Here is a 12,097-nt window from a genome sequence, read left to right as displayed (position 1 = left end):
TTAACGCACCATGAAAACGATCCTCGTGCTGCTGGACGGCCTCAACTACCGGGTGGCGCACGACGCCATGGGCTATCTGCAGGCCGAATGCGCGGCGGGACGCGGACGGTTGTACCTGTTGGAGAGCGAGCTGCCCTCGCTCTCCCGGCCGCTGTATGAATGCATCCTCACCGGCGTCACGCCGGTGGAGAGCGGCGTGGTGCACAACCACGTCTCGCGCCTTTCTCATCAACAAAGCGTGTTTCATTACGCGCGCGCCGCCGGGTTGACCACCGCCGCCGCCGCTTACCACTGGTTCAGTGAATTGTATAACCGCACGCCGTTCGACGCCGCGCGCGACCGCCATACCGACGCCCCCGAGCTGCCGATCCAGCACGGGCATTTCTATTACGACGACGGCTACCCCGACAGCCATCTGTTCGACGACGCCGAAAGCCTGCGCCTGCGGCATCAGCCGGATTTCCTGCTGATCCACCCGATGAACATCGACGACGCCGGGCACCGCTTCGGCCTCTCTTCGCCGCAGTACCGCAACGCGGCGCGGCGCGCCGACGGCTCGCTGTCGCGCTATCTGCCCGAGTGGCTGGCGGCCGGTTATCAGGTGCTGGTCACCGCCGATCACGGCATGAACGACGATCGCAGCCACGGCGGCGTGTTGCCGGAAGAGCGCCAGGTGCCGCTGTTCGTGTTCGGCTCGGGCTTCAGCCAGGACGACGCCGATCCGCAGCAAACCGAGCTGTGCGGTACGATCTGCGATCTGCTGCAGGTGCCGCATGACAAGCCGCGCTGCCGGGCGCTGCTGGCGCAGGATGCGCGATGAACGGCAAAACCAAATGGATCGCCGCGCTGTGCCTGTTACCGTTTATCGTGCTGTTCGGCGCGTTTCAGATCGCCCCGCTGGTGTGGATCGCCGTTCACAGCTTTTTCAGCGAGACCGGCGGCTGGGGATGGGGCAACTATGTCGATATCCTCACCTCGCCGTTCTACCTGCAGGCCTTTCAGTTCTCGCTGGAGATCTCGCTGTGGTCGAGCGTCTACGGCTTGCTGATTGCGTTAGTGGGCAGTTACTCGCTTCGCCAGCTCGGCCAGACCCGATTTCATGACTTCGTGATGTCGTTCACCAACATGACCAGCAACTTCGCCGGGGTGCCGCTGGCGTTCGCCTTCGTCATTCTGCTGGGGCTGAACGGTTGCCTGACGCTGTTGCTGCGCAAATACGGTTTGATGGAGAGTTTCAATCTCTATTCGAAGAGCGGCCTGATCGTGCTGTATACCTATTTCCAGATCCCGCTGGGGGTGCTGTTGCTGTATCCGGCGTTCGACGCGCTGCGCGCCGACTGGCGCGAGTCGGCGGCGCTGCTCGGCGCCGGCCCCTGGCGCTACTGGCGGCATATCGGCCTGCCGGTGCTGGCGCCGGCGCTGATGGGCACCTTCGTCATCCTGCTGGCCAACGCGCTGGGCGCCTACGCCACGGTGTACGCGCTGACCACCGGCAACTTCAACGTGATCCCGATCCGCATCTCGGCATTGGTGGCGGGGGACATCTCCCTCGATCCGAACCTGGCCAGCGCGTTGGCGATGCTGCTGGTGGTGATGATGGCGTTTATCACGGTGATCCACCAATGGATGTTGCGCAGGAGCTACCTCAATGCGCGCTCATAATCGGATGGAGAATGCTCATGTCGCGTGCTGAACGCCTGTACCATCGCACGGTGACCGGCCTGCTGCTGTTGATCCTGCTGCTGCCGCTGGCGGCGACGCTGATTTACGCGCTGGCCACCCAGTGGGGCGCCACCATTTTGCCGGACGGTTTTACCCTGAAGTGGCTGACGGCGCTGTGGAGCGACCCGCGCTTTTTGCAGGCGCTGTGGCACTCGCTGCTGATCTGCTTCGGCACGCTGCTGCTGTCGGTGGTGGTGATCCTGCCGGCGATGTTTGTGATCGCTTACTACTTCCCCAAACTGGACTCGGTGATGAACGTGCTGATTCTGCTGCCGTTCGCCGTGCCGCCGGTGGTGTCGGCGGTGGGGCTGATGCAGCTGTTCGCCGCCGATCCGCTGCCGCTGCTCGGCACTCCCTGGATTTTGGTGGGCTGCTATTTCACCATCGCGCTGCCGTTTATCTACCGCGCCATCAGCAACAACATGCAGGCGATCAACCTGCGCGATCTGATGGACGCCGCGCACCTGCTTGGCGCCAGCACCTGGCAGGCGGCGCTGTGGGTGGTGCTGCCGAACCTGCGCAAGGGTGGAACGATCGCCGTGCTGCTGTCGTTCTCGTTCCTGATCGGCGAGTTCGTGTTCGCCAACCTGCTGGTGGGCAGCCAGTATGAAACGCTGCAGGTCTACCTGTACAACATGCGCAACGGCAGCGGGCACTTCACCAGCGCGCTGGTCATCTCCTATTTCGCCGTGGTGCTGCTCGTCACCTGGCTGGCGAACCTGCTGAATAAAAACAAGGGTTAACCCGATGGCTTATCTCAACGTCACCCGCCTGAACAAACACTATGGCCAGACCCAAGTGTTTCAGGATATCGATTTCACCGCCGAAGAGGGGGAGTTCGTCACCCTGCTGGGGCCGAGCGGCTGCGGCAAATCGACGCTGCTGCGCTGTCTGGCCGGCCTGACCCCGGTCGACAGCGGGCAAATCTTGTTGCAGGGTCAGGATCTGGTGCCGCTGGCGCCGCAAAAGCGCGGCATCGGCATGGTGTTCCAAAGCTATGCGCTGTTTCCCAATATGACGGTGGAAGGCAACGTGGCCTTCGGGCTGAAAATGCAGAAGCTGGCGGCCGGGCAGATCGGCCAGCGGGTGCAGGAGGTGCTGGCGCTGGTGGAGCTGAGCGATCTGGCGAAGCGCTATCCGCATCAGCTGTCGGGCGGCCAGTGTCAGCGCGTGGCGCTGGCGCGATCGCTGGTCACTCGCCCGCGGCTGCTGCTGCTCGATGAACCGCTGTCGGCGCTGGACGCGCGCATCCGCAAACACCTGCGCGAGCAGATCCGGCGCATTCAACGCGAGCTGAACCTGACGGCGATCTTCGTCACCCACGATCAGGAAGAGGCGCTGACCTTGTCGGATCGCATCGTGCTGATGAACAAGGGGCAGATCGTGCAGAGCGGCGATGCGGAAACCCTATATACCCAGCCGGCGGACGCCTTCGCCGCCGGGTTTATCGGCAACTATAATCTGCTGACCGCCGAACAGGCCGCCCAGCTGACCGGGCGCAGCTATGTCGGCAAGGTGGCGATCCGGCCCGAATCGATCGGCCTGTTGCCGGCCGGGCAGGGGATCGGCGGGGTGATCCTGGGCCACAGTTTGCTCGGGAATGTGGTACGCTATCGGATTCAGGTTCGCAGTGTAGAATTGCTGGTTGACGTGCTCAACCGGTCGGTGGCCGACCTGCGGCCCGACGGCGAGCAAATTGGGCTACACTTGGAACCTGTTGTATTGCGGGAAGTTGCATGACTTCGCAGCGCGGCGCCGGGGCCTTTCCGCCGCCGCATTAACCCTTCTCTTCTGCGGTCTGCCGCCCGCCCGCTGTCCTGCCAGACCTACGCCCGGCAGGCGGGACCGCGCGCTGTACCCGTCATCTTTTGGTCTACCGGCTGCGGCTAAGGCGAACAGAACCGTTCCGTCTTTCCGCACCGCCTGACAGGCATCGGGTACCAGCCTCCTTTGGCCGGGCGTTAATGGAGCGTATCTTCCGTGCTGACCCTTCTTCACCTGCTTTCCTCCGTGGCGCTGTTGGTGTGGGGCACCCACATCGTGCGCACCGGGATCATGCGGGTTTACGGCGCCAATCTGCGGCGCGTGTTGAGCGACAGCGTTGAGAAAAAGCCGCTGGCGTTCGTTTCCGGCATCGGCGTGACCGCGCTGGTACAGAGCAGCAACGCCACGGCGCTGCTGGTGACCTCTTTCGTTGCGCAGGGGCTGGTGGGGCTGGCGCCTGCGCTGGTGATCATGCTCGGCGCTGACGTCGGCACCGCGCTGATGGCGCGCGTGCTGACCTTCGATCTTTCCTGGCTGTCGCCGCTGCTGATCCTGATCGGCGTCTTCCTGTTCCTCAGCCGCAAGCAGATGCGGATCGGCCAGATCGGGCGCGTCCTGATCGGCCTTGGGCTGATCGTGCTGGCGCTGGAGCTGATCGTGGCCGCCGCCACGCCGATCACCCAGGCGGCCGGGGTGAAAGTGCTGTTCTCGTCGCTGACCGGCGACGTGATGCTGGACGCCCTGACCGGCGCGCTGTTCGCCATCGTCAGCTATTCCAGCCTGGCGGCGGTGCTGCTGACCGCCACCCTGACCGCGTCCGGCGTGATTTCGCTGAAGGTGGCGCTCTGCCTGGTGATCGGCGCCAACCTCGGCAGCGGCCTGTTGGCGATGATCAACGCCAGCGGCCAGAACGCCGCCGGGCGGCGCGTGGCGCTCGGCAGCCTGCTGTTCAAGCTGGTGGGCTGTGTGCTGGTGCTGCCGTTCGTTTCCTATCTGGCGGATGTGATGGCTCAGCTGCCGGGCGGCAGCGAAGAGCTGGTGATCTACTTCCACGTGTTCTACAACCTGATCCGTTGTCTGGTGATGATCCCGCTGGCCGGGCCGATGGCGACGCTGTGCGAGCGGCTGATCGTCGACGTGGCGGCCGACGATCCGCGCATGCGGCCGCGCCATCTGGACGCCAGCGCGCTGGACACGCCGACGCTGGCGTTGGCCAATGCGGCGCGCGAAACGTTGCGCATGGGCGACGTGGTGGAACACATGATGATCCTGCAGCGCGAAGTGCTGCACGGCAAGCAAGGCGTGGATAAAGAAGTGCGGCGCCTCGACGATGACGTCGACGTGCTGTACACCGCCATCAAGCTGTATCTGGCGCAGATCCAGAAGGAAGATCTGGGCGAGGAAGACTCGCGCCGCTGGGCGGAGATCATCGAAATGGCGCTTAACCTGGAACAGGCGGGCGACATCATCGAGCGCATGGCCGGCGACGTGGGCGCCAAGTCGCACGCCGCGCGCCGCGCCTTCTCGGCGGAAGGATTGGCGGAACTGGATGGGCTGCACGAGCGGCTGATCGGCAACCTGCGCCTGGGGCTGTCGGTGTTCCTGTCCGGCGACGTCACCAGCGCCAAGCGCCTGCGCCGTTCCAAGCATCGCTTCCGCATTCTGGATCGCCGCTACGCGCACGCGCACGTCGATCGTTTGCATCAGCAAAACGTGCAGAGCATCGAGACCAGTTCGTTGCATTTGGGATTGTTGGGGGACATGAAGCGTTTGAACTCGCTGTTCTGCGCCGTGGCTTACAACGTGTTGGATCAGGATGCCAAGGACGACGATCGCGACTGGGAAGACACCCCGAGCACGCTGTAAAAAAATGCCCCCGGTGAAAACCGGGGGCATTGCGTAGGGGAGGCGCGTTATTTGCCGCTGAACACGCCGGCTTTGGCGTCCGCCTGCTGAGTCGAAGCATGGCCGCTGACGAACGGCACGTTGCCGTCGACGCTTTGTTTCGCCGCGCCGCCTAACAGCCCGCCTACCGTGGCCGCCGCATCGACGCGGCCGCCGCCCTGATAGCGTTGGCCGCTGACGTCCTGCTGGCTGACCTTGCTGCCGCCCAGTTCCACCTTGCCCTGCTGGCTGCGGATCTCGCCGCCGGTCAGTTGGGTTTGGCCGCCGACCTGCAGCGCTACGCCGTGCTTACCGGTAATCGCCGACTGCTCGCCGACCGCGTTGTTGTTCACCACGTCGGCATTGACCTTGAGCTGCCCTTGGCGACCCGCCGGCCCGGTGATGCTGTCTTTCACCGCGCCGCCGACGGTGCGTGCACCGCGATCCCACAGCGGGCCCTGCGGCTTCTCGCCGGCCGGCGTTGCCGGCAGCGTCACTTTGCCGTCGGCCTTGCTGAAGCTGACCGCGCCGGTGGTGTCCTGCTGCGGATCGAGACGACGCGCCACGCTGTTGTACTTGTCGGTGGTGGCGTCGGCCACTTTATTCACCCCGGCGTCCAGTTTCTCTTTCACTTTCCCGGCGTAGCGCGGCGTGCCCACCTTCGACAGCTTGGAGGTGATGCTGCTGCCCGGATCGTTGCTGTGGCTCAGGCCGGCATCCACCTCCACCTTCACGCCTTTCTCGACGTCCTTGCGGCTTTCAACGCGCAGATCGCCGCCCACCTTGCCCTGTACGCTGTCGGCATCGACGCGCGCCCCGGCGAGGCGGGTATCCTTGCCGCTGTTGAGCGCCACGTCGCCCGCGGTGATGCCGGTGTTGGCGTGGGTGGTTTTATCCTGCTGTTCCACGCCGACCTTCAGACCGGCGCCCAGCGTATGGGTGTCTTTGCCGGTGTTCGGATCGACCTTGCCGTTGGCGTCCTTGTTGAACGTTTGGCCGCCTTTGGCGTTGGCTTTGATGCCCAGGCTCCAGTTGTCCTTGTGCTGCTCGTTCTTGGCGGACTCCAGCAGGATGCCGCCGTTTTTCGCCTCGAGCGCGGCGCTGCCGCCGCTGACCTTGGCGCCCTGCAGATGCAGCGCGTCATCGTCTTTGCCGTTGGCGGAAAGGGTGACCTTGCCGTCTGAGGCTAGCGTGGCGCCCTGGCGTTCGGTCGCGGACTCATTCACCTTGGCGATGTCGAAGGCGCCGCCGACGGAGAGGCTGCCGCCGGTTTTTTCCTTGCTGTCGCTGCTGCCGGCGCCCAGATCGATATTGCCGGACAGTTGGTTCTCCTTACGCATTTGGGTCGATTCCGCTGCCAGCAGCGCGACCTTGTTGCCCGCGCTCAGGGTGACGTCGCCCTGGCTCTTGACGTTGGTGCCTTTAAGCGTCAGATCGCGGCCCGCCTTCAGCTCCACGCCCTGTTGGCCGCTGACGTTGCCGACCTGCGCGGTGCTGCTGTTGCTTTCGCCGTTGTTGGTGCCGCCGCCGAAGCCGGCGCCGAAGTTTTTGCTGTCGGCGGTGAAACCGCCCTTGGCGGAGGCTTTGACGTTGAAACCGCTGTGGTTTTCGCTCTGCTTATCGTTGGCCTGATCGAAGCGAATATCGCCGCCGGCGTTGACGGTGGTTTTACCGCTGCCGCCGTTCAGCGCGGTGCCCTGATAGACCGCATCTTGTTTCACGTTGACGTTGATGCCGTTGGCCGCGTCGATCGTGCCGGTCACCGCCTGGCTGGCGTTGCTGTTGCTGCGCTGGGTGCCGCCTTCGCCCTTGGCGTCTACGGTCAGATCGCTGCCGGTGGAGGTGTAGACGCGTACGCCGGCGCTGCCGCGGGTATCGCGGTTCTGCTCTTCCTGGCGGTTCGTCGCGGCTTCGCTGCGGTGGCTGTCCGCCGTCAGCGTGACCGCGCCTTTGCTCGCCTGATACTGCGTGCCCTGATCGCGCACTTCGCCTTTGGCGTTGATGTCGATGCTGCCGGCTTTCACCGAGCTGACCACCGCCTGCGAGCTGCTGCTGCGTGTTTCGCTGCTGCCGCCCTGCGCGCCGATATCCAGGCCGACGTTAGGCGCGCCGATGCCGCCAATGTCGTTGATGACGCCGGTGGCGTCCAGCTTGGCCGCCTTGCCGACCGCGCGCTCAACCGGGCGGGTCACGGCGCTGTAATCGACGTTGGCGCCGATGTTCACACCGACGTCGGTTTTGGTGGTGGTGCTGCTGGCGGTGTCGGCGGCGGCCAAATGATCGACGCTCGCGGCGTTCTCTTTGTAGGCGCCGCCGACGCTGTGCTGCGCGCCTTGCTGGGTCAGCTTGTCACGGGCGTTGACAGTCAGGTTGCCTTTGACGTCGCTGCCGGAGGTGACCGCCTTGCTGCTCTGCGCCTGCGTTTTGCTGTTCTCGTAGCCGGCTTCCACGCCGCTGCCGAGCTTGTCGATGCCGCCGGTGTAATAGAAACCGCCGCCGATCTTGGTCTGCTCGGTGTTCGAGGTGGTTTTATCGTCGGCCGCCAGGAACGAAACCTTGTTGCCGCTGACGCTGGCGTCGCCTTTGTCGGCGACCAGTTTGGAGCCGCTGAAGGTCACGTCCTTCTCCGCCTCGAGCTTCACGCTGCCGCCGCTGAGGGTCGAGGCGCGGTTTTCGGTGCGGGTGGTTTTCTCGCTGTCGCGGGTGTGTTCGATGCGCAAACCGGCGCGGTATTGCTTGTCGCCGGCTTCTTTGGCGTAGCCGTTGACGGTAAGCGCGGTCTTCTGCTCATCGATTTTTTGCTGCTGTTCGGCAGCCTTGACGTTGATGCTGCCGGTCTGCGAGGTGACGCTCAGCTCGCCGCCGCTGGTGACCTGACTGCCGATCACGTCGGTATCCTTACGGCTGACCAGCTTCAGGTTGGTGTCAGACTTCAGCTCGCTGGCGGTGCTGCTCTGGTAGCTGTTGTCGGCCTTGTGCGAACTGCTGGTGATGTTGAAGGCGGTGCCGGTGCGCGCATCGATTTTGTCTACGGTGGTGCTCAGCGCGTTGTCGATGCGCAGGCCGCCCTGGGTGGCGGTGACCAGGCCGCCTTCCTTGCCGCGCGCCTTGCTGCCAGTGATGGTGACGCCCTGCTGGCCGTTCAGGCGCAGGGTGCCGTCGCTGGTCAGCTCGGAGGCGTGGCTGATCTCGCGGCGGTTGCTGTTGTTTTTGTTGTCGCCGCCGCCGATGCCGCCCCAGGAGGTTTTGTCATCGCGTACCGCTTTGGCGTTGGCGGTTTTCTGCACCCCGACCTGGATCTGGTTGTCTGCGTCGATCGTCAGATCGCGCTGGGCGTGAACCTTGGCGCCCTGGGTAGTGACATTGCGGCCGGCTTTCAAGGTCAGTTCGCCCTGGCTACGCAGTTCGCTGGCCTTCAGGCTCTCGCTTTCGTCGCTGCTGCTCCAACTGCCGGTGCGCAGGCTGGAAGTGTGATTGCGCTGGTAGCCGCGTTCGGTGGACTTATCCTTCTCCACCAGCCCGGCGAGGTGCACGTCGCGCGCCGCTTTGACGCTCAGCGCTCGATCGGCGCTGACGTTGGCGCCCAACAGGTTCACGTCTTCCCGGGTACTGACGAGTGTGGCGTTGCCGCCGGCGGCGACGGTGCTGCCCGCCTGCTGCTGCTGCTCGTGCTCACGGGTGACGTCGTATTGCCAGGAGTAGAACCAGCGGTCGTCGGTGTGGCCCTGGGTTTGTTTCAACTGCTGGCCGTCGAGCGTCAGCTTGCCGCCCTGCAGCGTGATGTCTTCGCCGCGAATATCGGTGGCGGTGAGGTGCGCGTGGTTATCCGCCACCAGGCTGATGTTCTTGCCTTTCAGCTCGGTGCGGGTCAGCTTCTGACTGCTGCTGCGATCGTTGACGTAGATGCCGCCGCGGTAGTTCTGGTAGTTGTCGCCGCCGTTGCGGTTGCTGCTGGCGTCGTCAACGCGGCTTTCGCTGCGAATATCGTAGGCTTTCACCTTGAGCTCGTCACCGGCGGCCAGCGTGCCGGCCAGCTTCACGCCGCTGCCCTGCGCGGTGTTGATGATGTTGATGCGCCCGGCCTGCATGCTGCCGAGGTAGTAGCTGTCCAGCGCAGTGGTCGGCTGTACGCTGGCCAGCACCTTGCCGTCGCGCGCCACCCGGTTATGGCCGCTGATGGCGTTGATCGCCGCCGGCGTCACGCTGCCGTTGCGATGGGTGAAGTCTTGCACGATCACGTCGCCGCGGCTGTCTATCTTCGGCGCGATCAGATCCAGCACGCCGCCGGCGTTCAGGACGCCGTTGAGGCTCAGGGTATTGCGGTTGTCCAGGGTGCTGTAGCCCTGCAGCAGGCCGTTCTCCACCAGCGGGTTGCCGACCACCAGCGAGGAGCGGCTGGTGTTGATGAACCCGCAGCCCTGGCAGCTGATGCCGTTCGGGTTGGCCAGCACGTAGTCGGCCGCCATGCCGAAGATCTCTTGCTGGCCATGCAGCAGCGACGGGTTGCGGCCGATCACTTCATTGAGGATCACGCTGGCTTCGCGCCCGCCCAGATTGGGGTTGGCGCCCAGTTGGCCGGCCAGCTGCGACAGCCCCGCTTCGCGAGAGTTGTTCAGCACGGCGCCGGGCTGGTTGACGTTAAAGTCCTGGTATTGGTTGTGCGACAGCCCGTTGCCGTTCGGCGCGACGATGTCGACCACCTGCGCGCCGGTCGCGGCGGTGGAAACGCCGGGGCCGTTGGCGCCGTTGGCCGCCACGATCTCTGCGGCGTAGGCGCCGGCGGAAGCGGCGAGAATAATCGCCAGCGCGGCGGCCAGTTTGCCCGCTGCTGAAAGCCTGAAGTTATTATTTTTCATCCATGTTTCTCCGTATATTGCCGTGGGGTCCTGCAAAACTGCTGATTAAAAGGTGTAAGAAAAGCGCGCCAGTACCTGAACGGGATCTTCCGGCGTGGCGTGATTCGACAAGATCCAGCCGCGGCTGACCTCGAGATCGACCAGCGCCTGTCGATAGCGCAACGTGGCGCCGCTGCTCAGGCCGGCGCTGCTGCGCCACCCCGAGCTGTCCTGGCGCGGCAAAATGCGGCCGACGTCGGCGCCGAGGCGCGGCGTCAGCGTGGTGGCACCCAGATTGAAGCTGCGCGACAGCGTGTTCTGCAGATACCAGCCGTTGTCGCCTGACTGGGTGCTGCGGCTGAAGCCGCGCACGGCGCTGCGATCGGTAAGGCTCAGCCACTCCACGCCGGGCAGCGGGTCGCGGCTGTACTGGCCGTAGAACAGGTTGTTGAGCTGATAGGTGGCGTCACCCAGGTGAAGGCGCTGGCTGAGGTTGGCGAACAGCTTGCCTTTGGTGAACTGGCTGTCGAGGTGCACCGAGCTTGGATGGCGACCGGCCCCCAGCCACGGCAGGCCCTGTTCGACGCTGAGGTTGGCGCTGAACACCCCGTTGGGCAGAATTTGCAGGTGGCTGGCGCTCAGTTCGGCCAGGGTCAGGGTGGGGCTGCTGACCTCGAGGCGCACGCTTTCGAAGTAGTTGTCGATGCGCTTGTAGGTCAACTGACCGCTCAGGCTGTCTATCTGATCGCGATCGCGGTAAAACACGTAGTCGCTGCGCAGCCCGTACTGCTGGGTCTGGCCGTGCAGTTTGACCAGGTTGTGCGGCAGCTGCTGGTGGTTCTCATAGGAGGAGAAGCTGGCGAACCCGCTGAAGGTGAACGCGCCGTACGGCAGCGAATAGAGCAGGGTATAGGCGCGATTGTAGCGGTGAGCCGGGTTTTCCAGCGTGCTGTTGGCGTTCAGGCTGACGAAGTCCGACAGGCCGAACGGGCTGTCCAGCGTGGCGGTGACGCGAGCCAGCCACTGGCCGGTGCTTTTTTGGCCGTAATTATCCGTGCCGACGGTAATCAGCCAGGGCTTGGCATGCTGATTGCGCAAACGAATGACCGAACCGCCAACCTGGCGGCCGGGCAATATATCCAGCTTGGTGGTATTCGATTGCAAACGGTTGGCCTGATCCAATCCCTGGTCGAGTTCGGTTAATTTCAACGGTTTGCCTTCCAGCCCTGGAAATAATAAACGGCTGTTGACCCAGCGATCGCCGCCTTCTATTTTCTCGATAAATCCTTCGGTGACGCTTAATCCCAATTCTCCCTGTGAATTAGGGCGAACAATTTGCACGCGCGCGGTGATATAGCCTTTTTGCACATAAAGGCGCGTTAATTCACGGGTCAGGCGATTGATATCGTTGCTGCTGATGCACTGTTCCGGCAGCGCGCTCAGGGCGGATAAATCGGCCGGCGAGAGCAGGGTGACGCCCTGCAGATAAACGCCGGCGATCGGCAGGCACTGCGCGGACTGCGGCAGGGCGGGCGCGGCCGGTTCCGGCTCCGCCAGCAAGCGTTGCTGCTTCAGCTGCTGGTAGCGGCGTTGCTCAATCAACTGGTTGACTTCACGCGTGCTGTCTTGCAGCGCGCGGCGCGACTCCCCCATCGACATATCCCGCATCATGTGGGCGTCCGGCAGGGTTTCGGCGGAAAGGGCCGTGCTGACCAACAGCGTCAAAGCGGTGATTTTTTTTATCATTGTAATCCATTATGAGAGGCCGCCGGGGCAGCCAGCCCAATCCATGAGGTTAACCACGGGCGGCCGACGGCCGGCCCGAAATAATGAGCGACATGCACATTGCGAGGTATCTTGATTTGCCGCGACAAATAAGACGGTGGGTATAT

The 12,097-nt window shown here is 63.9% G+C and carries 7 protein-coding genes; 5 read left to right on the top strand and 2 right to left on the bottom strand.

Translation table 11 applies throughout. From position 1 onward, the window contains the following. Positions 1-10 precede the first annotated feature (10 nt). The 5 genes from ACSBQQ_RS23720 (at position 11) to ACSBQQ_RS23700 (ending at position 5,352) form a co-directional block, all read left to right on the top strand. Positions 11-820: an alkaline phosphatase family protein gene (locus tag ACSBQQ_RS23720; protein ID WP_033649695.1), complete on the top strand. Its 810-nt coding sequence runs from the start codon at positions 11-13 to the stop codon at positions 818-820. Then, positions 817-1,662, top strand: a complete 846-nt coding sequence (locus ACSBQQ_RS23715) for an ABC transporter permease (RefSeq protein ID WP_033649696.1) — start codon at positions 817-819, stop codon at positions 1,660-1,662. Before ACSBQQ_RS23720 ends, ACSBQQ_RS23715 begins: the two co-directional genes overlap by 4 nt. A 17-nt stretch (positions 1,663-1,679) precedes the next feature. Then, positions 1,680-2,465: an ABC transporter permease gene (locus tag ACSBQQ_RS23710; protein ID WP_033649697.1), complete on the top strand. Its 786-nt coding sequence runs from the start codon at positions 1,680-1,682 to the stop codon at positions 2,463-2,465. Between the two features lie 4 nt (positions 2,466-2,469). Continuing rightward, positions 2,470-3,462: an ABC transporter ATP-binding protein gene (locus tag ACSBQQ_RS23705; RefSeq protein WP_060428822.1), complete on the top strand. Its 993-nt coding sequence runs from the start codon at positions 2,470-2,472 to the stop codon at positions 3,460-3,462. A 240-nt stretch (positions 3,463-3,702) separates the two neighbouring features. Then, entirely contained in the window at positions 3,703-5,352 is a 1,650-nt protein-coding gene (locus tag ACSBQQ_RS23700) for a Na/Pi cotransporter family protein (RefSeq protein WP_033636226.1), read from the top strand. A gap of 47 nt (positions 5,353-5,399) precedes the next feature. Here ACSBQQ_RS23700 and ACSBQQ_RS23695 read toward each other — a convergent pair whose 3' ends face one another. Together ACSBQQ_RS23695 and ACSBQQ_RS23690 are read right to left on the bottom strand one after the other, a co-directional pair. After that, on the bottom strand, positions 5,400-10,226 hold the full coding sequence (locus ACSBQQ_RS23695; protein WP_060428824.1) for a hemagglutinin repeat-containing protein: 4,827 nt from the start codon (positions 10,224-10,226) through the stop codon (positions 5,400-5,402). A gap of 45 nt (positions 10,227-10,271) precedes the next feature. Continuing rightward, positions 10,272-11,951, bottom strand: coding sequence for a ShlB/FhaC/HecB family hemolysin secretion/activation protein (locus tag ACSBQQ_RS23690; protein ID WP_060428830.1), 1,680 nt, complete (start codon positions 11,949-11,951; stop codon positions 10,272-10,274). Positions 11,952-12,097 lie beyond the last annotated feature (146 nt).

Source organism: Serratia sp. G204Y, from assembly GCF_051172435.1.
GTDB lineage: Bacteria > Pseudomonadota > Gammaproteobacteria > Enterobacterales > Enterobacteriaceae > Serratia > Serratia sarumanii.
This window is presented reverse-complemented; position numbering and strand designations above follow the sequence as displayed.